We start from the raw sequence: 20,024 nt of genomic DNA, 5'->3' as shown, positions 1-20,024 counted from the left end.
CGAGACTCGATCGTGAGGATCGGTGCGCCCGTCGCGCTCGGGGTCGTCGTGCTCGTCGCGTGGCAACTCGTCGTCATCGTGGGCGAGATCGACGACTACCTGCTGCCGAGCCCGCTGAGCATCGTCGAGCAGATCGTCGAGTTCTGGCCCGCACTCGTCGCGGCGGTCGGGAGCACGGGGCTCAACGCCCTCATCGGTCTCGTCGTCGGCTCGGTCGTCGGCATCCTCGTGGCGCTCCTCGCTTCACTCAACCGCGTCGTCGATCACCTCTCGGCCCCTCTCGTCGCGGGCCTCGCGGTGGTTCCGATCGTCGCCCTCGCCCCCGTACTCAACACGATGTTCGGTGCCGACTCCGAGACGGGCAGGCGCACGATCGCGGGCCTCGCGGTGTTCGTGCCCGTCTTCATCAACACGCTCCGAGGGCTCCGGCAGACCGACCCCGTGCACCGCGACCTCATGAGGTCGTATGCCGCGGGGCCGGGTCAGGTCGTGCGCGTGCTCACGATTCCGGCGGCGCGTCCGTACATCGTCACGGGCATCAGGGTCGCGTCGTCGCTCGCGGTGATCTCGGCCCTCGTCGCGGAGTATTTCGGCGGCCCGCGCGGCGGGCTCGGCTCGCTCATCTCGTCGTCGGCGGCGACGAGCGCCTACGCCCGGGCGTGGGCATACGTCGTCGGCGGCATCGTGCTCGGTCTGCTCTTCTTCGTCGCGACCGCCGCCCTCGAGAGAGCCGCGACACCCCGCAGGCTCACCGTCGCCTCGACACTCACCCCCACGAAAACACCCCTCACCGCACCACGAAAGGAACTGACATGACACACAGCAGGCGTCGTGCCGTCGCTCTCGGAGCAGGTCTCCTGAGCTCGGCCCTCCTCCTCTCGGCTTGCTCGTCGTCGGGAGACTCCGGCGGCTCCGGTGGCTCCGGCGATCTCACTCCCGTGAGTCTCCAGTTGCAGTGGCTGCCCCAGGGCCAGTTCGCGGGCTACTACGCAGCCCTCGACCAGGGGTTCTTCGAGGAGGAGGGGCTCGACGTCGAGATCATCCCGAGCGGCGGAGACATCGTTCCGCAAGACGCCCTCGTCGCGGGAGACGTCGACTACGCGATCGCGTGGGTGCCCAAGGCCCTCGGGTCGATCGAGGCCGGCGCGAACATCACCGACATCGCCCAGATCTTCCAGCGCTCCGGCACCCTGCAGGTCGCGTGGGCCGACAGCGGCATCGAGTCGGTCGCCGACTTCGAGGGCAAGCGCATCGGCAGCTGGGGTTTCGGCAACGAGTGGGAGATCTTCGCGGCGATGGCCGCCGAGGGACTCGACGCGACGTCGGTCGAGATCATCACGCAGGACTTCAACATGAACGCCTTCCTCGAGGGCGACATCGACGCGGCCCAGGCGATGACCTACAACGAGTACGCGCAACTGCTCGAGAGCACCGATCCCGACACGGGCGAGCTCTATCAGCCCGAAGACTTCTCGGTCATCGACTACAACGAGGCGGGCGGCGCGATGCTGCAAGACGCCATCTGGGCCGACACCGAGAGGCTCGAGAGCGACGAGGAGTACCAGGAGACCACCGTCGCGTTCCTCAAGGCCGTGATCAAGGGCTGGGCCTACGCCGCGAACGAGCCCGAGGCGGCGGCCGACATCACGATCAACGAGGGGTCGGGCTGGGGGCTCACGCACGAGCTGTGGATGGTCAACGAGACCAACAAGCTCATCTGGCCGTCGGAGAACGGCATCGGAATCATCGACGAGGATGCCTGGAACGACACCGTCGAGGGCGCGCTCTCGGCGACCAACGAGACCGGTGCCTCGCTCATCACCGAGGAGCCGCCGAGCTCCGCGTGGACGAACGAGTGGATCCAGATGGCCCTCGACGAACTCGAGGGGGAGGACATCGACCTCACGGGCGCCGACTTCGAGCCCATCGAGGTCGAGGTCACCGAGGGCGGTCAGTAGCGGCGGGCTCACGCCGTTCTGTCTGGGGCGGTCGGTATGGTGCGACCATGTCGACCGCCCCTCGCACGTCTTCCGACGCTCCCGTGTTCGCACCCACTCGCGCGGCGGGGCTCGAACTCCTCGCCGACTTCGTGCCGCGGGCGGGCCGCGACTACGCCGTCGGGCGCAACACCGACCCCGGCCCCGGCCGCGACACCGCCGTCTCGATGCTCTCGCGGTATGTGAGCCACCGGCTCGTGACCGAGCGCGAGATCATCGAGGGCGTGCTCGAGAAGCATTCCCCCGCCGCGGCGCAGAAGTTCGTGCAGGAGGTCTTCTGGCGCACCTACTGGAAGGGCTGGCTCGAGCTGCGACCGAGCGTGTGGGCGGGCTACCGCGCAGACGTCGAGCGGTTGACCGCGGCATCCGACGACGCCGACTTCTCGGTCGGCCTCGCCGCGGCTCTCGAGGCCCGCACCGGAATCGAGTGTTTCGACGCGTGGGTCTCCGAGCTCGTCGAGAACGGCTACCTCCACAACCACACGCGCATGTGGTTCGCGAGCATCTGGATCTTCACCCTCCGGTTGCCGTGGCAGCTCGGAGCCGACTTCTTCTACCGACACCTGCTCGACGGAGACCCCGCGTCGAACACCCTCTCGTGGCGCTGGGTCGCCGGTCTCCAGACGACGGGCAAGACCTACCTCGCGACGGCAGACAACATCGAGAAGTTCACGGAGGGGCGGTTCCGCCCGAGCGGGCTCGCCCCCACAGCCCCCGCGATCGACGACGACCCCGCACCGGATGCACGCGAACTCCCCGCCACCGAGCCTGCGCCCGCGGGGCGTGCCGTGCTCCTTCTGCACGACGACGATCTGCACGTCGAGAGTCTCGACCTCGGGCCCGCCGACATCGTGGGGGTCACGGCGTTCTCGTCGGTCGGGTCGCGCTCGCCGCTCCGTGTCGCAGGCGATGTCGCGCGGTTCTCGATCGCGGCCGTCGACGACGGCGTCTCCCGGGCGCGTGCCCACGTCGCCGAGAGGGGAAGCGAGCCCGAGCACGTCGGCCTCGACGACCTCGACGAGTGGATGCGGCGAGCCGACGTCTCGACCATCGTGACTCCCGTCGCGCCCGTCGGTCCCGCCTCCGAGATGCTCGACGCCATCGAGCGCGAGCTGCCCGACGGCGTCCGACTCGTGCGCGTGCGTCGCGAGTGGGACACCCTCGCGTGGCCGCACGCGCGTCGGGGCTTCTTCCCCTTCCGTGAGCGCATCCCCGAGTTGCTCCGCGCGCAGCACCTCACCTAGAGCGGGCCTCGTAATAGTGTGAGAATCCGACCGCGACCCGCAGGAGACCCCATGACCGGCATCGATGCAGTGGAGGGTCGTCGCGCGCACGACCTCGACCGCGCTCACGTCTTCCACTCCTGGTCGGCTCAGGGTGCCCTCGACCCGTTCGTCATCGCCGGGGGGCTCGCGTCGACGATCTGGGATTTCGACGGCCGCGAGTACCTCGACTTCTCGAGCCAGCTCGTGAACATGAACATCGGCCACCAGCATCCGAAGGTCGTCGCGGCCATTCAGAAGCAAGCCGAGCTGCTCACGATGGTCGCCCCACCCCACGCCGACATCGCGCGCGGCGAGGCGGCCCAGCGCATCGTCGAGAAGGCGGGCCCCCCGTTCTCGAAGGTCTTCTTCACCAACGGGGGCGCCGATGCCAACGAGAACGCCATCCGCATGGCGCGCCTCGTGACGGGCCGCGACAAGGTGCTGTCGACCTACCGCTCGTACCACGGCAACACGGGAGCCGCGATCGTGGCGACGGGCGACTGGCGCCGCGTTCCCAACGAGTTCGCGCGCGGTCACGTGCACTTCTTCGGACCCTTCCTCTACCGCTCCGAGTTCTGGGCGTCGAGCGAGGCCGAAGAGAGCGAGCGGGCACTCCACCACCTCGAGCGGGTCGTGCAGGCCGAGGGGCCCGAGTCGATCGCCGCGATCATCCTCGAGGGCATCCCGGGAACCGCGGGAGTGCTCGTGCCCCCGCCCGGCTATCTGCAGGGCGTGCGCGAGATCTGCGACCGCTACGGCATCAAGCTCATCGTCGACGAGGTCATGAGCGGCTTCGGCCGCGCGGGCGAGTGGTTCGCCTTCCAGCTCGCGGGAATCACCCCCGACCTCGTGACTTTCGCGAAGGGCGTCAACTCCGGCTACGTGCCGGTCGGCGGCGTGATCATCTCCGACGAGATCGCGCGGCACTTCGACGAGCGCGTCTTCCCCGGGGGGCTCACCTACTCCGGTCACGCCCTCGCCGCGGCATCCATCGTCGCGTCGATCGACGCCATGGTCGACGAGGGCGTCATCGAGAACGCGCGGATGATCGGCACCGACCACCTGGGGCCGGCGCTCGCGGCGCTCGCGGCCAGACATCCGATGATCGGGGAGGTGCGCGGAGTCGGCGTGTTCTGGGCGCTCGACCTCGTGACCGACCCCAAGACCCGCGCCCCTGTCGGCCCCGCGACGATCGCGGCGCTCAAGCGCGAGCTCCTGGCGCGAGGGGTGCTGCCGTTCGCGGCCGACAACCGCATCCACGTCGTGCCGCCGTGCGTCGTCACCCCCGCCGAGGTCGAGAGGGCCATGGTCGCCTACGACGAGGCGTTCACGGCCGTGGCGGCCTCCTCGAGCTGAGAGCCGGCCTCCGCGCGGAGTGCGCTGACCGAGAACGTCGGGGAGGCGCACACGGGCACGCGAGTACAATTCCGCGAGTGCCGCACATCTCGAAATCCCCATTCGTCGTCCCCGTCTTCGATCTCATGCACCGTCCGGGTGAGATGCGGGAGAAGCTCGTCGACGCCGTCGTGCCCGAGGGGTTCGGCAACGCGGTCATCGGCGTGCCGACCGGCGGCGAGGTGCGCATCGACGTGCGTCTCGAGTCGCTGCACGACGGAATCCTCGTGAGCGCGGATGTCACGGCGACCGCAGTGGGGGAGTGCGTGCGATGCCTCACCGACGTCGAGCTCCCCATCGAGGTCGATATACAGGAGCTTTTCGCGTATTCTCATGACGAAGCTTTCGACTACGAGGTTCAAGACGACTCCATCGATCTCGAACCGCTGGTCAGAGACGCGGTAGTGTTGTCACTTCCGTTTCAACCGGTCTGTCAAGAGAACTGCCCCGGGCTGTGCCCGACTTGTGGGGCGAGGCTCCTCGACGATCCGGGTCACGAGCACGAAGCACCCATCGATCCTCGATGGGCCGCTCTGTCAGGACTCCAGGGTGTGACCGGCACCCCAACCGATGATGTTGCTGGCGCAGAGAACGATGGCGCCACCGAGGAAAAGAGATAGTCATGGCCGTACCGAAGCGCAAAATGTCCCGCGCGAGCACCCGCGCGCGCCGCGCCCAGTGGAAGGCCACGCCTCCCACCCTCGTGAAGACCATCGAGGGCGGAAAGGTCACCTACAGCCTCCCGCACCGCGCGAAGGTCGTCGAAGACTCCACCGGCACCCCTCTGTACATGGAGTACAAGGGCCGCAAGGTCGCCGACGTCTGAGCCGATGACTCGTCCTGCGGACGGTCACGCTCGTGCGCCTCGCGAAGGCGCGCCCCTCGTGCGATCGATCCTCGCGCGTGAACTCGCGGTGGACGTCAGTGAAGAGCTCCTCGAGCTCGCACTGACCCACCGCTCTTTCGCGTACGAAAACGGCGGAATCCCACACAACGAGCGCCTCGAGTTCCTCGGCGACTCGATCCTCGGGCAAGCCGTGACCGTCATGCTCTACACCGAGAACCCGGATCTCGACGAGGGCGAACTGGCGAAGCGCCGCGCGAGCCTCGTGAGCAGTGTCGCTCTCGCCGAGGTCGCGAGGTCCATCGACCTCGGTCGACACATCCGGCTCGGTCGCGGTGAAGAATTGACCGGCGGGCGGGACAAGTCCTCGATCCTCGCCGACACCGTCGAAGCCGTGATCGGTGCGACCTACCTCTCGGCGGGCCCCGAGGCGGCGACCGGACTCGTCATGCGACTCATCGCCCCGCTCCTCATCGACCCGGCCCGTTTCGGAGCCGCCATGGACCCGAAGACCGCCCTGCAGGAGCTCTCGGCGCAGCTGGGCCGCGGAGTGCCGCGATACGCGGTGAGCGACAGCGGCCCCGACCATTCGAAGCGCTTCCACGCGGCCGTGAGCCTCGGAACCGAGGGCCCGATCGCCGAGGGCGACGGGTCGAGCAAGAAGCACGCCGAGATGGCGGCGGCCCTCCTCGCGTGGACCTCGCTCACGTCGTGATCGCGGGATCCCCGCGTGCCTGAGCTCCCCGAAGTCGAGGTCGTGCGTGCCGGTCTCGCGCCCGCCGTCTCCGGTGCGACCATCACGGCCGTCACGATCTTTGACGAGCGCTCGCTCCGGCGCCACGAGGGGCCCGCCGAGGACTTCGTCGAGCGGCTCGTGGGCTCGACGATCTCGGTCGCCGCGCGACGCGGCAAGTTCCTGTGGTTCCCCCTCCTCGAGCGCGACGCGGTCGGTAGCGCCACCGCTCTCGTCGCCCACCTCGGCATGTCGGGCCAGATGCTCTTGCGTGATCGGCAGACCGATGACAGGCTCACGCGCATCCGGTTCGATTTCGCGCATCCCGAGCACGGCGCACTCCGACTCAATTTCGTCGACCAGCGCATCTTCGGGTCGATGGCCATCGACAGCCTCGTTGCGACGAGGGATGGCGGCCCCGGCGGGTTCACGGGAGACGCGAGTCTCGACGCTCCGCTCGTGCCGTCGCACGTCGCGCACATCGCGAGGGATCCCCTCGACCCGGCATTCGACGACGACCGCTTTCTCGATGCACTCGCGTCGAAGTCGTCGGGCATCAAGCGCGTGCTGCTCGACCAGCGGGTCGTGAGCGGCATCGGCAACATCTACGCCGACGAGTCTCTGTGGGCGGCGAAGGTGCACTTCGATCAGCCCGCGAGTCGACTGTCGCGGCGTCGCGCCCGCACGCTCCTCGGCGAGGTCCGCGAGGTGCTCGCGAAAGCGCTCCTCGAGGGCGGCACGAGTTTCGACAGCCAGTACGTCAACGTCAACGGGGCCTCGGGGTACTTCTCCCACTCGCTCAACGCCTATGGGCAGCAGGGAAAGCCGTGCCCGCGGTGCGGTCGGCCGATCCGCCGCATCCAGTTCATGAACCGCGGGTCGCACCTGTGCACGTGGTGTCAGCGCCTCACGCGCTGACCGACACGGCGCTGACCCCTAGAGCTCCCGGCGCCACGCCCCCTCGGCGCCGACGGCGACGAACCCGATCGCCTCGTTGACCGAGAGCATGTGCCGGTTCTCTTCGGCGTTGAACGTCGTGATGCTCGGGTGGCCGGGGCGCTGCGACTGCAGGGCGTCGATGCCCGCGAGTTTGAGGAGCATCCCGAGCCGGTGACCGCGGTGCTCCCGCAGCACGAGGGTGTCCATCTGGGCGACGGGGAAGTGCCCCTCCGCGGGAATGGAGAGTTCGGTGAACCCCGCGAGAGTGCCGCTCGGCACGTGCTCCACCGCCGTGACGAGGGATGTGCGCGGACTCGCGTCGTTGCGCGCATCCATCGCGATGACGCGAGCGTCGTCCCACGGGTCTTCTGCGATGTCGAGCCCCGCCGAGGGGGCATCGGTGCTCATCCGCTGGTGCAGCATCGCGACATCACCGCGCCAGCGCTCCGGTGTCGCGCCGAGCCAGTGCACGATGCGATAGTCGCCGCCCGCCGAGGCGCGCGCCGACGCCCGCAGAGCATCGAGCGTCGCGTCGTCGACCGGGAGGCGGAGCCTGCTGTATCTCTCGACCTGTTCGAGCCGGAATCCCCGAGCCAGGAGGAACGACGTGCCCGGGCTGCTGCGGAGAACGGCGCCGAACCCCGTCGGGGAGTCGAGCCGCTCTGGCTCCGGCGCGTTCTCGACCGGGTAGGGCCCAAGCGCGTAGCTCTGCAGAACCGTGCGACCGTCGATGCGCGCGTGGTCGACGAGCACGTCGAAGAGCGCGGAGCCGATGCCGCGCCCGCGGAACTCGGGCAGCACCTCGACCTTGATCCACGCGGCGACCGCTTCCTCGGCGACCTCGACCTCGTAGAGGCCGCGCCCGACGATGCGGCCCGTGCCGCGCGACGACCCGGCCGACGGCACCCGCGCGAGCCATGCCCGCTTCGGCTCGTAGGGGTCGTTCCACTCGGGCAGCAGGTCGGCGGCGGAGTAGGCGAGGTCGTCGTCTCCGACCGCGTCGGCCTCGACGAGGTTGGTGAGCGCGGCCATCTCGCAGAAGTCGTCGGCGGCACCGCGCGTCGCCGGGTCGTCGAAGCGGGAGGGGATGACGAGCTCGTCGATCGTGACGTTCATGGTGGCGTCGTCTCCTCGTGTCTGTCGGGTGCCTCTGTCGTGTGCTGCGGATGCTGCGCCGCGGGTCGTGCTGCGCGTGCCACTGCCGCCCGTACCGCCCGCTCCGACAGCCGATCAGGATATCGCGGCGGGTCGCCGCGACGCTAGCGGAGGTCGATCCGACGCTCCGGTACCGTAGATCCGACCATCGGGCCGTCGACGCCGCCCGAGCCGAGGCGAGTCGAGAGGCATCCGTGTACCTGAAGAGCTTGACCCTCAAGGGGTTCAAGTCGTTCGCCCAACCGACGACGTTCGCGTTCGAGACGGGTGTCACGTGTGTCGTCGGTCCGAACGGTTCGGGCAAGTCGAACGTCGTCGACGCGCTCGCGTGGGTCATGGGCGAGCAGGGCGCCAAGACCCTGCGCGGCGGCAAGATGGAGGACGTCATCTTCGCGGGCACGGCGACGAAGGGCCCGCTCGGCCGCGCCGAGGTCATCCTCACGATCGACAACACCGACGGCGCGCTGCCGATCGAGTTCACCGAGGTCACCATCAGTCGCACACTCTTCCGCAACGGCGGAAGCGAATACGCGATAAACGGGCAGGGCTGCCGGTTGCTCGACGTGCAAGAGCTCTTGAGCGACTCGGGGCTCGGCCGCGAGATGCACGTCATCGTCGGCCAGGGGCAGCTCGACGCGGTGTTGCGTGCGACGCCCGAAGAGCGCCGGGGGTTCATCGAGGAGGCCGCGGGCATCCTCAAGCACCGTCGCCGCAAAGAGAAGACCATCCGCAAGCTCGACGCGATGCAGGTCAACCTCACGAGGCTCAGCGACCTCGCGGGCGAGATCCGTCGCCAGCTCAAGCCTCTCGGCAAGCAAGCCGAGATCGCGCGCGAGGCGCAATCGATCGCGAGCGTCGTGCGCGACGCCCGCGCCCGCATCCTCGCCGACGACGTCGTCACGGTGCGCGCGGCGATCACGGCGCAGAGCCGAGGCGAGAGCGAGCGCAAGACCGAGCGCATCGTCGTGCAAGAGCAGCTCGATCAGGCGAGACTGCGCCAGCAGCGCATCGAGGAACGCCAGGTGGGCGACGCCGTCGACCTCGCGAGACGCACCGCGTTCGGCCTCGAGACCGAGCAGGCGCGGTTGCGCAGTCTCTACACTCTCGCCAACCAGAAGCTCGCGCTCCTGTCGCAGCAGGCCGAGCTCGTCGACCCCGATGTCGGGGTGTCGGGGGCGGCCGTCGCCGACGCGCGCGACGAGGCCGCGAGGCTCGCCGAGCTCATCGGCGACGCGGATGCCGCGTGGCAGGAGGCTCGCGCTGTCACGGCCCTCGCGCGCGAATCTCTCGACGGCCTCGACGAGCACATCGCCGCGCAGAGCGACCTCGTGTCGAAGCACGATCTCGAGGTCTCGAAATTGACGGGGCACGTGGAGACCGCGGCGTCCCGCCTCGCGGCGGTGCGGGGCGAGGTGTTGCGGCAGCAGAACGCCCTCGACGCTGCTGCCGTCCGCAGAGACGCCGCGATCGCCGCTTTCACCCAGCTCGAAGCGGATGCCGCGCTCATCGACGTCGGCGAGACCGACCTCGATTCGGCCTACGAGAGCGCGCAGTCCGCCGTCACCGCGGCGGAGGCGGAGATCGACAGGCTGCGCGACGCGCTCCACGGTCACGAGCGCGAGCGCGACGCCCTGTCGGCGCGCGTCGCGGCCCTCTCGAGTGCCCTCGACCAGAAAGACGGCTCGAGCGCCCTCGTCGCGAGCGCGCGGCCCGGTGTCACGGGCCTCCTCGCCGAACACGTGACCGTCGAGCCCGGTTTCGAGGCGGCGATCGCCGCGGCGCTCGGCACTCTCGCCGACGCGGTGCTCGCCGACGATCGCGATTCGGCGCTCGACGCTCTCGCCTTCGCGAGCGACGGCGATCTCGGCCGGGTCGAGCTCGTGCTCGCCGACCCCGGCACCGATCACGAGCGCTCGATCGACGTCGCGCTGCCCGACGGCGCGGTGTGGGCGTCGGATGTCGCGACCGCACCCGTGGGAGTCCTCGGCCTGCTCGCCCACACGCTCATCGCCGCCGATCTCGCCGTGGCGAGGGCCGCGTGGGACTCGATCGAGCGGACGGCGCCCGACGTCGCATCGAGCACGACGGTCATCACCCGGGCGGGCGACGTGCTGAGCCGGTTCGTCGTTCGTGGGGGCTCGGGCGCGACGCGCTCGAAACTCGAACTCGTGGCCGATCGCGACGCCGCGACCGCCCGTCTCACCGAGGTCACCGCCCACATCGAGCGGGCCCGATTCGCGCTCGCCGAGCAGCGCGCCCTCGCGCAGACGGCGAAGACCGCGAGCGCGGCGGCCCTCGCCGAACTGCGTGACTTCGATGCCAGGCTCGCGGCGCAGACCGAGAAACTCAACAGGACGCGCGTGCAGGTCGAGGCCACGACGGGGGAGGCGGAGCGTCTCGAGCGTGCCCTCGCCCTCGCGACCGCCTCGGTCGGGGATGCCGAGGAGGCCGTCACTCGCGCGAAGCACTCCCTCGACGAGGTGACATCCCGCGCGCGCCCGATCCTCGACGTCGCCGCGCGGGACGCCCTGCTCGACGAACTCGAGTCGGCGCGCGAGCGCGAGGTCGAAGCGCGACTGCAGTTCGAGACCGCGAGGGAGCGCGCGCGCGTCGAAGCCGAGAGGGCGGCCGCGCTCGAGAAGCGTCGCCGAGCCGAGCAGGCTCAAGCGGAGGAGGCGGCGCGGCGGGCGGTCATCCGTCGTCGGCGCGTGGACTCCGCCCAGCGCGTGCTCGACGCGCTCCCGACCGTGCTCGACGCCATCGACCGCTCGGTGTCGATGGCGCGCGTGGAACTCGCGGCGCGGGAGGCCGAGCGAGCGGAGCAGAACACCGAGCTCGCGGCGCTGCGTGTCGAAGAGGCGTCGTTGCGTGAACGACTGCACGGCATCAGCGAGAACGTGCACGGGCTCGAGATGCAGCTCTACGAGAGCAAACTGCACCTCTCGGCGCTGCTCGAACGCGCGGGCAACGAGCTCGGGCTCGTCGAAGACGTGCTCGTCGCCGAATATGGACCCGAGACGCTCGTGCCCGACGACTCGGCGACCGAGAGTGCTGAGACCGCTGAGGGCGCCGAGACCGCTGAGGGCGCCGAGGCCGCCGAGGGTCGCGTCGACGGCGTGCCCTACGTGCGCGCCGACCAGGAGAAACGCCTCGCGCGGGCGGAGCGCACCCTCGCACAGCTGGGCCGTGTGAACCCTCTCGCCCTCGAGGAGTTCGAGGCCCTCGAGCAGCGGCACAAGTTCCTCACCGAGCAGCTCACCGACCTCACGAAGACGCGCGCCGACCTCCTCACGATCATCGAGGAGATCGACGACAAGATGCAGAACATCTTCCGTGCCGCCTTCGACGACACGAGGGAGGCGTTCGATCGCGTCTTCCCGATCCTGTTCCCCGGGGGCACGGGCAGCATCCACCTCACCGACCCCGACGACCTGCTCGCCACGGGAATCGAGGTGTCGGTGAAACCCGCGGGCAAGAAGATCGAGCGGCTCTCGCTCTTGAGCGGTGGTGAGCGATCCCTCGCGGCCGTCGCCCTCCTCATCGCGATCTTCAAGGCGAGGCCGAGCCCGTTCTACATCATGGACGAGGTGGAGGCGGCGCTCGACGACGCCAACCTCGGCAGGCTCCTCACGATCTTCGAAGACCTGCGCGAGACCTCCCAGCTCATCGTCATCACGCACCAGAAGCGCACGATGGAGATCGCCGACGCGCTCTACGGCGTCTCGATGCGCGCCGACGGCATCAGCGCCGTCGTCGGTCAGCGCGTCGCGCGGGACCGCGCCGACGACCGCGAGGCGAGCTGAGCGGAGGCTGCGGGGTCAGCGGTCAGCGGTCAGCTGCGCGTTCGCGGTGCTGCAGGAGTTTCGGGTGCCGCGAGCCCCGAAACTCCTGCGGGCGCTGCGGGTTCAGCAGAGACTCCCGCGATTCCGCGCGGCGTGAGCTGGGTGTCGCGGGCCGCGCGGCGGGCGACACAGCGCTCCGCTCCTCAGAACTGCGCGGTGTCGTGGTCCGCGACGATGCGCAGCCAGCGGTAGCCGTAGCCGTCGAGGTCGAGGGTGATGCCGTCGGCGGTGGCCGAGACATCCGCTCCCGACATCATGTCGACGACCCTCCTGCCCTCTCCCACGTCGAGCGCGACCGTGAGGTCGACGGCGTCGGCCGCGAAGTTGTGGGCGACGACCACGCGGCCCTCGCCCCACGTGAGCGAGTGCACGAGCACCGCGGGGGTGTCGTGCGCGACGACCGCGAAGTCGCCCCATCCGAACTCGGGCGAGTTGCGATAGTGCCGCACGAGCTCGCGCATGAAGCTCAAGAGCGAGTCGGGGTCGCGACGCTGGCTCGCGACGTTCACGTGCCGGGGTCCGTAGGCGCCGTCGACCACGGGGTTGCGCAGTTTGCGCCGCGGCGCCGACGAGAAGCCGCCGCTCTCTCCGGAGTTCCACTGCATCGGGGTGCGCACGGCCATGCGGCCCTCGAGGTCGAGATTCTCGCCCATGCCGATCTCCTCGCCGTAGAACAGGACGGGAGTGCCGGGCAGCGAGAAGAGGAGGCTGTAGACCATGCGGATGCGGCGGGGGTCGCCCTCGAGCATGGGCGGCAGTCGCCGCACGAGTCCGCGCCCGAACACCTGCATCCTCTCTTCGGGGCCGAAGGCCGCGAAAACCTCCTCGCGCTCCGCGTCGTTGAGCTTGTCGAGGGTGAGTTCGTCGTGGTTGCGCACGAAGTTGGCCCACTGGGAGTCGGCTCCGCCTCCCGTGCGGGATTCGAGAGCCTCGACGAGCGTCGCCGGGTCGTTGCGGGCGAGCGTGAGGTAGAGCTTCTGCATCGAGATGAAGTCGAACTGCATCGTGAGTTCGTCGCCGTGACCGTCGCCGAAGAAGATCGCCTGGTCGTCGCGCTCGAGGTTGACTTCGCCGAGCAGAACGCCGTCGCCCGTCCTCCGGCCGAGGAAGGCGCGCAGCGACGCGAGGTAGGCGTGGGGGTCGGGCAGCAGGTCGGGGCCACCCTCGACGGGCTCGGTCTCGAGGAGGAACGGCACAGCGTCGACCCGGAACCCCGAGAGTCCGAGCTGCAGCCAGAACCCCATGATGCGGGCGATCTCGTCACGCACGACCGGGTTCGTGATGTTGAGGTCGGGCTGGTGCTTGTAGAAGACGTGCTGGTAGTACTGGCCTGTTTTCGGGTCGAGCTCCCAGTTGCTGTCTTCCTGATCGGGGAAGACGGGTTCGCCGTCGTCGGCCGGCGGTTCGTCGCGCCACACGTAGAAGTCGCGATACGGCGAATCCCGGTCGCCGAGAGCGGACTTGAACCACGGATGCCGGTCGGACGTGTGATTGATCACGAGGTCGGCGATGACCCTCATGCCGCGATCGTTCGCCGTGCGGATGACCTCGACGAGGTCGCCGAGGCTCCCGAGGCGGGAGTCGACGGCGTAGAAGTCGGTGATGTCGTAGCCGTCGTCGCGGTCGGGGGTCGGATAGAACGGCATGAGCCACAGGCACGTGACCCCGAGCTCGGCGAGGTAGTCGAGTCTCTGGGCGAGTCCGGCGAAGTCGCCGATGCCGTCGCCGTTCGCATCCATGAAGGTCTCGACGTCGAGGCAGTAGACGACGGCGGTCTTCCACCACAGGTCGCCCGTGTCGGTGATCTTCACGCGTCGAATCCGATCGGTGCTTTCGTCGTCGGCGAGAGCGCGGGCAGCACTCGATCGCCGAAGACGTCGAGAAACTCGTCTTGCGTCGGTCCGACGTGGTGCAGGTAGATCTCGTCCGCGCCGAGTGCGATGTATTCCTCGATCTGGGCGATGTGGACGGACGGGTCGGATGACACGACCACCGAGTCGCGCATGTGCTCGGGTGTCACGTGCTTCGACGCCTCGTCGAACGCCTCGGGTGTCTCGAGATCCCAGGGGATGGGGGGCGAGAACACGTTCGTGCGCCACTGGTCGTGGGCGATCGCGAGGGCCTCGTCGTCGGTCTTCGCGTAGCTCAGGTGCACTTGAACCGCCACGGGACCGGTGCCGCCCGCGTCGCGATAGCTGCCGATCACGCGGCGGAGGGCCTCGGCGGGTTGCGCGATCGTGGCAAGGCCGTCTGCCCACCCGGCGACCCAGCCCGCCGTCTCGGCGCTCACGGCGGCGCCGATGATGGCGGGTGGGTGCTCGGCGCGGGTCCACAGCCGGGCGCGATCGACGACGACGTGCCCGTCGACGCTCATCTCTCTGCCTTCGAGCATGCCGCGGATGACCTCGACGCTCTCGAGCAACCGCGCGTTGCGGATGTCTTTGCGGGGCCAGCCGTCGCCCGTGATGTGCTCGTTCATCGCTTCGCCCGACCCGAGGGCGGCCCAGAATCGTCCGGGGTACATCGTCGCGAGCGTCGACATGGCTTGCGCGATGATCGCGGGGTGGTAGCGCTGGCCCGGGGCGTTGACGACCCCGAAGGGGAGGGTCGTGCTCTGCATCGCGGCACCGAGCCACGCCCACGCGAATGCCGAGTGCCCCTGCCGCTCGCTCCACGGCGCGAAATGGTCCGAGCACATCGCGGCGGTGAACCCCACCTCTTCGGCGCGCTGCACGGCGCGGAGCAGGTCGGAGGGGTGCAGCTGCTCGTGGGACGAGTGGAAGCCGATGACAGTCATCCCCCGACCCTAGGCAACTTCGGCGTTCCGCGCCCGGCCGACGTGAAGTCGGTCGCTCGACGGACGGCGGTGGTGAGCCCGACTCGGAAACTCGGGAGATACGCCGCGGATACATCCGGTTAACACCGCGCGCATAGCGTCGGCTCAGGCACCTGAGCATCGTGTGGTCCTCCGACCGCACTCGCGGGCACAACCCCGTCTTCCGTGATCGCGCGAGCGACATGCGCGCCTCGTCCTGCACGTCACGATCACGAACAGAGAAGGAACGAATGACGTTCACCCGTGTCGTCGCAGCAACCGGTGGCATTGCCGTCGCCGTTGCCGCGGTCACCATCAGCCCGCTCGCCGCCCAGGCGGACCCGAACACCTCGGCGACGCCGATCGTCCGGGCCACCTCGAGTTACATCGACATGCCCGAGAGCTACCCGTTCCAACCGGCGCTCGAGATCACGCCCGACCTGCCCACCGATGCCTCGCTCTCGCGAGGCCTCACCCCCTACGACGAGATCGCCCCGCAGCTCACCGAGTGGATGGCCGAGAGCGACCTCATCTCGGCGCAGGTCGTGGGCAAGTCGGGCCTCGGTCGCGACATCCACCTCGTGACGATCACGGCGCCCGAGACCGCCGAGCAGACCGCTCAGCAGGATGCCTGGCGCGACGAGGTCAAGAACGATGCGGCCGCTGCGGCCGATGACGCCGAACTCGCCGCGGGCTACAAGGTGCCGCTGTGGTTCAACAGCAACATCCACGGCAACGAGTGGGAGGGCACCGACTCGAGCCTCAACTACATCGACGACCTGCTGAGCGACGACTCGACCGAGACGGCCGAGCTGCTTGCCGGGCACCGCATCTACTTCACCCTCTCGACGAACCCCGACGGTCGCGCACTCGGGCAGCGGGCCGTGGCCGCGGGGTTCGACCCCAACCGCGACATGATCACGGGCGCGACGGCCGAGTCGGCGATCATCCGCGACCTCGCGAGCATCCTCCAGCCGACCAACTTCATCGACATCCACGGCTACACCAACGTGCTGCAGGTCGAACCGTGCGGCCCGCCCCACGGCGAGAACTACGAGTACGACCTGTTCCTGCCGTACGCCTACGACGCCGCGCTCGACATCGAAGCCGCCGTCGCCGCCGCCGACATCGAGGGCAACACCTACCTCGCCGCCGACGGCTCGGTGACGACGACGAACACCGGTCAGATCCGGATCCCCTACCGCGACATCCGCGCGGGCTGGGACGACTGGCCGCCGATCTTCGCCCCGCAGTACGTGGCCTTCCAGGGTGCGATCACCAACACCGTCGAGCTTCCGCTCGGTCGCGTGAACGACAACGTCCCCGAGGGCACCCGCCGCGGCGTCGTGAACACGGCCGTGGGCGAGGTCGTCATCGACTCGACCGTGCAGTACGTCGTCGAGAACGGCGACGCGCTCCTCGAGAACCAGATCGAGATCTTCCGCCGCGGAGACGCCGGAGAGCCGCTCCAGACGATCCCCGCCGACGTCGACCCCGCTTCAGTGCCCGAGCCCAACCAGTGGGCCGAGATCTGGGACGAGACCGACGTCTACCGCGCCGAGTTCCCGCGCGCCTACGTGATCCCGATGGGTGAGGGCCAGCGCTCGGACACCGACGCCTCGACCCTCGTCGACCAGTTGCTCGTCAACGACATCGAAGTGCAGCGCACGACCGCCGACCTCACCGTCGACGGGGTGACCTACGCATCCGGGTCGTACTTCGTCGACATGCACCAGCCCCTCCGAGGCCTCGCGAACGTGTTGCTCGCCGACGGGACCGACATCTCCGACCGCGTGCCCGACATGTACGACATCTCGGCGTGGAGTCTCTCGCTGCTGTGGGGGGCGGATGTCGCGGCCCTCGGCTCGACGACCGACCCCGCCATCGCGGTCACCTCCACCCCGATCGTCGACACCCCCGTCGACGCGACACTGCCCGCAGCCGGCGAGTACCTCGAACTCGAGCTGCGCGGTGTCGCCGAGTTCCAGGCGGTCAACGAGATGCTCTTCGACGGCATCCCCGTGTCTCAGTTCGACGACGGAACCGTCATGATCGGCCCCGACGACGCATCACGCGCCTCGGCGGCGAACGTCGTCGCCGAGTACGGCGTGACCTTCACGGTGGGCGACGGTTCGAGGCTCGACTCCGAGGAGAACGTCGGGCTCGCGTCGCTCACGGTCGGCTACTCGGGCCCCGCCTCGGGTGCGCAAGACGAGAGGGTGACGCTCGAGAAGCTCGGGTTCCGCTCACCCGTTCTCGTGAGCGCGGCGTCGATCACCTCGGGGGCCACCGACCTCTCGCAGATCGATGTGCTCTTCGTCGGGGGATCGCTCGTTTTCGACCCCGCGACACAGGGGGCCGGGATCGCGGCGGTGAACGACTACCTCGCCGCGGGCAAGGGTGTCGTCGGCCGAGCGGGCGCGGGAGCGACCTTCGCCAACACCTTCTCGCTGCTCGCGGCGACGACGGTCAACGGCACGAGCGGATCGAACGGCATCGTGAACATCGAGACGCCCGACGACGCGCTGCTGTCGACCTTCGCGCAAGACACGGCGTTCGTGTCGCCCGCGACGTGGTTCACGACTCTCGGTGCCGACGTGACGGTGGAGCAGAGCTACGCGGAGTCCGATCCCTTCGTCTCGGGCCACTGGTCCGACTCGGTCGGCCAGTCGCGCGCGTCGTCTGCGGGCCAAGCGGCGGCCGTCTCGTCGATCGCCCCGAGCGGATCGCGCACCTTCCTGTTCGGCACCACGCCGACCTACCGCACGCACCCCGTCGGCGCGTTCAGCGACGTCGCCGAGGCGCTCCTGTGGGCGGGGCCCGAGGGAGCCGCAGTCGCCGCGCCCGTCGTCGTGGAGCCCGAGCCGGAGCCCGAGCCGAGCCCGGGAGTGCCGGCACCCGGCGACCCCGCACCCGGCGACCCGAGCCCCGAGGCGCCGCCGGTCGACGGCGGCGTCGGATCGGTCGACGATGAGAGTGGCCCCGCATCCGATTCGGCGGGCGACGCGAGCGGCCCCCTGGCCGTCACCGGGGTCGACGAGGCGGGACTCGCGGGGCTCGCCACCCTCGCGGCGTTGCTCCTCGCCGCGGGCTTCGCGGCGATGGCGGTGGCGCGTCGCCGCGGTCGCCGCAACACCGGCGGAGTCGAGGTCACGGAGGGCTGACCCCGCTCTTCGATCAGCTCGGCGACGGGCCGTCCGCTCAGGCGGGCGGCCCGTCGTTGATCGAGACGACGTGCCAGCCGGTCTCCGTGCGCTCGATGACGCTCGAGGCGGCGTTGAGGATCGGCGGCACCTCCGCCCCCGAGAGCCTGCGCAGAACCTCGCGGATGAGTGTGCCGTGCGCCACGACGATCGCATCGCCGGCGCCGGGCTCGGCTGCGACATCCGCGGCGATCGCCTCGATCGCGGCGAGCCCGCGTGCGGCGACCGACTCCCGCGGTTCGAGCCGCGGATAGTCGAGGTCGGGCCACGCGACAGCGGCGTCGGCGAGCGTCATCCCCTCGGCGTCTCCGTAGTCGCGCTCGACGAGGTCGGGGTAGCTGCCGCGGTAGTCGAGCCCCGCCCCCGCCGCGATGATGCGGGCCGTCTCAGCAGCACGGGAAAGCGGTGACGAGACCACGGCCACCCACTCGCCCCCGTCGAAACGCTCGGCAGACGCCACCGCTTGAGCTCGCCCGGTGTCGTTGAGGGGGATGTCGCTCACACCCTGCAGGCGTCCGGTTCGGTTCCACTCGGTCTGGCCGTGTCTCGTTAGCGCGATTTTCACCCGTCGAGCCTAGGGCAGGCGGCCCGGTCGGCCGCGCCCGCTTAAGCTGGGGGCATGGCAGAGCGTTCGACACCGTGGTCCCTCGGCGGAGCCCTTCGCGGCATGTTCCAGAAGCCGACGATCGACGAGACCACGTGGGACGACCTCGAAGACGCCCTCATCACCGCCGACTTCGGCCCCGCGATCACCGAAGAGGTCATCGAGCACTTGCGCGCCCAGGTCAAACGCTTCACCACGACCGACCCCGTCGACCTCAAGCGGATGCTGCGCGAGACCCTCGAGGAGCGCCTCGCGCGACTCGACCCGACGCTCCACCTCAGCGCACGCCCCGCCGTCGTGCTCGTCGTCGGCGTCAACGGCGTCGGCAAGACGACGACGATCGGCAAGTTCTCGAAGTTCCTCGTCAATTACGGGCGCACGGTCATCGTGGGCGCGGCCGACACCTTCCGCGCGGCGGCCGTCGAGCAGCTCGCGACGTGGGCCGAGCGCGGGGGTGCCGCGATCCAGCGTCCGCAGCAGCAGGGCCAGGACCCCGCATCCGTCGCCTACCAGACCGTCGATCGCGCGATGCGCGAGGGCATCGAGATCGTCATCATCGACACCGCGGGCCGCCTGCAGACCAAGAGCGGGCTCATGGACGAGCTCGGCAAGATCAAGCGCGTGGTCGAGAAGCAGACCGAGATCGCCGAGGTGCTGCTCGTGCTCGATGCGACGACGGGCCAGAACGGTCTCGCCCAAGCCGAAGCCTTCATCCAGCACGCGGGGGTCACAGGCCTCGTCATCACGAAGCTCGACGGCTCGGCCAAGGGCGGTTTCGTGCTCGCCGTGCAGGAGAAGACCGGCATCCCCATCAAGCTCGTCGGCCAGGGGGAGCGCATCGGCGACCTCACCGGATTCACGCCGCACGTCTTCGTCTCCCACCTCGTCGGCTGATGCCCGTCGCGCGCCGGGACCCGAGTCCGCAGACCGCGCTCACGCGCACGGTGTCACTCGCGGCCGTCACCTTCGCGATCCTCGCGCCGCTGTTCTTCGTGATCATCTTCTTTCTCGCGAGCATCGGCTATTCGACCGCCGGTGCGACCCTCTCGCCGTTCGCGATCCTCTCGACGGGCCTCGGAACGATCGCGGCCGTGTGGGCCGTGTGCCTCGCCCGCACGCGCGTCGTCGGCATCACGACGCTCCTCGTGATGGTGCCGTGCCTGTTCCTCGCGTCGATCGCGTTGCTCACGCTCCTCGCGGGCTGAGACCGGAGGGTCGCGAGAGCATTTGCC

Annotated in this window: 16 protein-coding genes; 12 read left to right on the top strand and 4 right to left on the bottom strand. The window is 69.4% G+C overall.

Features of this window, described 5'->3' with window-relative positions:
• The first annotated feature begins 12 nt into the window (after positions 1–12).
• From ACLHIH_RS07165 to mutM, 8 genes are all read left to right on the top strand, one after another.
• Entirely contained in the window at positions 13–816 is an 804-nt protein-coding gene (locus tag ACLHIH_RS07165; RefSeq protein WP_411316016.1) for an ABC transporter permease, read from the top strand.
• Complete coding sequence (locus ACLHIH_RS07160; protein ID WP_411316015.1) at positions 813–1,958, top strand: ABC transporter substrate-binding protein; 1,146 nt, start codon at positions 813–815, stop codon at positions 1,956–1,958. The genes ACLHIH_RS07165 and ACLHIH_RS07160 overlap by 4 nt, the downstream gene beginning before the upstream one ends.
• A 47-nt stretch (positions 1,959–2,005) precedes the next feature.
• Positions 2,006–3,241 carry an FAD-binding domain-containing protein gene (locus tag ACLHIH_RS07155; RefSeq protein ID WP_411316013.1) on the top strand — a complete coding sequence of 412 codons (1,236 nt, stop codon included), beginning with the start codon at positions 2,006–2,008 and terminating at the stop codon, positions 3,239–3,241.
• A gap of 51 nt (positions 3,242–3,292) precedes the next feature.
• Complete coding sequence (locus tag ACLHIH_RS07150) at positions 3,293–4,618, top strand: aspartate aminotransferase family protein (protein ID WP_411316012.1); 1,326 nt, start codon at positions 3,293–3,295, stop codon at positions 4,616–4,618.
• 77 nt (positions 4,619–4,695) lie between these two features.
• Positions 4,696–5,277, top strand: coding sequence for a YceD family protein (locus tag ACLHIH_RS07145; RefSeq protein WP_411316011.1), 582 nt, complete (start codon positions 4,696–4,698; stop codon positions 5,275–5,277).
• A 2-nt stretch (positions 5,278–5,279) separates the two neighbouring features.
• Entirely contained in the window at positions 5,280–5,483 is a 204-nt protein-coding gene (gene rpmF / locus ACLHIH_RS07140; protein WP_411316010.1) for a 50S ribosomal protein L32, read from the top strand.
• Positions 5,484–5,487: 4 nt separating this feature from the next.
• Positions 5,488–6,216 (top strand): ribonuclease III, encoded by a 729-nt coding sequence (gene rnc, locus ACLHIH_RS07135; protein ID WP_411316009.1) that lies wholly within the window; start codon positions 5,488–5,490, stop codon positions 6,214–6,216.
• 15 nt (positions 6,217–6,231) lie between these two features.
• Positions 6,232–7,152: a bifunctional DNA-formamidopyrimidine glycosylase/DNA-(apurinic or apyrimidinic site) lyase gene (gene mutM, locus ACLHIH_RS07130; RefSeq protein ID WP_411316008.1), complete on the top strand. Its 921-nt coding sequence runs from the start codon at positions 6,232–6,234 to the stop codon at positions 7,150–7,152.
• 18 nt (positions 7,153–7,170) lie between these two features.
• Here the strand turns inward: mutM and ACLHIH_RS07125 are convergent, their stop codons facing one another.
• Positions 7,171–8,289, bottom strand: coding sequence for a GNAT family N-acetyltransferase (locus ACLHIH_RS07125; protein ID WP_411316007.1), 1,119 nt, complete (start codon positions 8,287–8,289; stop codon positions 7,171–7,173).
• A gap of 233 nt (positions 8,290–8,522) precedes the next feature.
• On the opposite strand from ACLHIH_RS07125, the gene smc reads away from it, so the two are divergent.
• The gene (gene smc / locus ACLHIH_RS07120) at positions 8,523–12,131 is read left to right on the top strand and encodes a chromosome segregation protein SMC (RefSeq protein WP_411316006.1); all 3,609 of its coding nucleotides are present in this window, start codon (positions 8,523–8,525) and stop codon (positions 12,129–12,131) included.
• Between the two features lie 182 nt (positions 12,132–12,313).
• Here the strand turns inward: smc and ACLHIH_RS07115 are convergent, their stop codons facing one another.
• Both ACLHIH_RS07115 and ACLHIH_RS07110 read right to left on the bottom strand, forming a co-directional pair.
• On the bottom strand, positions 12,314–13,981 hold the full coding sequence (locus tag ACLHIH_RS07115; protein WP_411316005.1) for an alpha-amylase family protein: 1,668 nt from the start codon (positions 13,979–13,981) through the stop codon (positions 12,314–12,316).
• Positions 13,978–14,967 (bottom strand): TIGR03885 family FMN-dependent LLM class oxidoreductase, encoded by a 990-nt coding sequence (locus ACLHIH_RS07110; RefSeq protein WP_411316004.1) that lies wholly within the window; start codon positions 14,965–14,967, stop codon positions 13,978–13,980. Before ACLHIH_RS07110 ends, ACLHIH_RS07115 begins: the two co-directional genes overlap by 4 nt.
• Positions 14,968–15,236: 269 nt before the next feature.
• On the opposite strand from ACLHIH_RS07110, the gene ACLHIH_RS07105 reads away from it, so the two are divergent.
• Entirely contained in the window at positions 15,237–18,149 is a 2,913-nt protein-coding gene (locus ACLHIH_RS07105) for a M14 family zinc carboxypeptidase (protein ID WP_411316003.1), read from the top strand.
• Positions 18,150–18,186: 37 nt separating this feature from the next.
• On the opposite strand, the gene ACLHIH_RS07100 is transcribed toward ACLHIH_RS07105, so the two are convergent.
• Positions 18,187–18,753 carry a histidine phosphatase family protein gene (locus tag ACLHIH_RS07100; protein ID WP_411316002.1) on the bottom strand — a complete coding sequence of 189 codons (567 nt, stop codon included), beginning with the start codon at positions 18,751–18,753 and terminating at the stop codon, positions 18,187–18,189.
• A 54-nt stretch (positions 18,754–18,807) separates the two neighbouring features.
• Here ACLHIH_RS07100 and ftsY point away from each other — a divergent pair, with 54 nt between their 5' ends.
• A complete protein-coding gene (gene ftsY / locus ACLHIH_RS07095; RefSeq protein ID WP_411316001.1) occupies positions 18,808–19,686 on the top strand; it encodes a signal recognition particle-docking protein FtsY in 879 nt (292 codons plus the stop codon).
• Complete coding sequence (locus ACLHIH_RS07090; RefSeq protein ID WP_411316000.1) at positions 19,686–19,997, top strand: hypothetical protein; 312 nt, start codon at positions 19,686–19,688, stop codon at positions 19,995–19,997. Before ftsY ends, ACLHIH_RS07090 begins: the two co-directional genes overlap by 1 nt.
• The last annotated feature ends 27 nt before the right edge of the window (positions 19,998–20,024 follow it).

The sequence above is a fragment of the Marisediminicola sp. LYQ134 genome, from assembly GCF_046599635.1.
In the GTDB taxonomy this organism is placed as follows: Bacteria; Actinomycetota; Actinomycetes; order Actinomycetales; family Microbacteriaceae; genus Marisediminicola.
The sequence above is the reverse complement of the archived record's forward strand: the minus strand, read 5'-3'. Positions and strand labels throughout refer to the sequence as shown.

What these genes read in the sequence shown, in the direction of transcription:
- ACLHIH_RS07160 (WP_411316015.1), top strand. Translation starts at nt 813, where the DNA reads ATGACACACAGCAGGCGTCGTGCCGTCGCTCTCGGAGCAGGTCTCCTG.
- ACLHIH_RS07155 (WP_411316013.1), top strand. Translation starts at nt 2,006, where the DNA reads ATGTCGACCGCCCCTCGCACGTCTTCCGACGCTCCCGTGTTCGCACCC.
- ACLHIH_RS07150 (WP_411316012.1), top strand. Translation starts at nt 3,293, where the DNA reads ATGACCGGCATCGATGCAGTGGAGGGTCGTCGCGCGCACGACCTCGAC.
- rpmF (WP_411316010.1), top strand. Translation starts at nt 5,280, where the DNA reads ATGGCCGTACCGAAGCGCAAAATGTCCCGCGCGAGCACCCGCGCGCGC.
- rnc (WP_411316009.1), top strand. Translation starts at nt 5,488, where the DNA reads ATGACTCGTCCTGCGGACGGTCACGCTCGTGCGCCTCGCGAAGGCGCG.
- ACLHIH_RS07125 (WP_411316007.1), bottom strand. Translation starts at nt 8,289, where the DNA reads ATGAACGTCACGATCGACGAGCTCGTCATCCCCTCCCGCTTCGACGAC.
- ACLHIH_RS07110 (WP_411316004.1), bottom strand. Translation starts at nt 14,967, where the DNA reads ATGACTGTCATCGGCTTCCACTCGTCCCACGAGCAGCTGCACCCCTCC.
- ACLHIH_RS07105 (WP_411316003.1), top strand. Translation starts at nt 15,237, where the DNA reads ATGACGTTCACCCGTGTCGTCGCAGCAACCGGTGGCATTGCCGTCGCC.
- ftsY (WP_411316001.1), top strand. Translation starts at nt 18,808, where the DNA reads ATGGCAGAGCGTTCGACACCGTGGTCCCTCGGCGGAGCCCTTCGCGGC.
- ACLHIH_RS07090 (WP_411316000.1), top strand. Translation starts at nt 19,686, where the DNA reads ATGCCCGTCGCGCGCCGGGACCCGAGTCCGCAGACCGCGCTCACGCGC.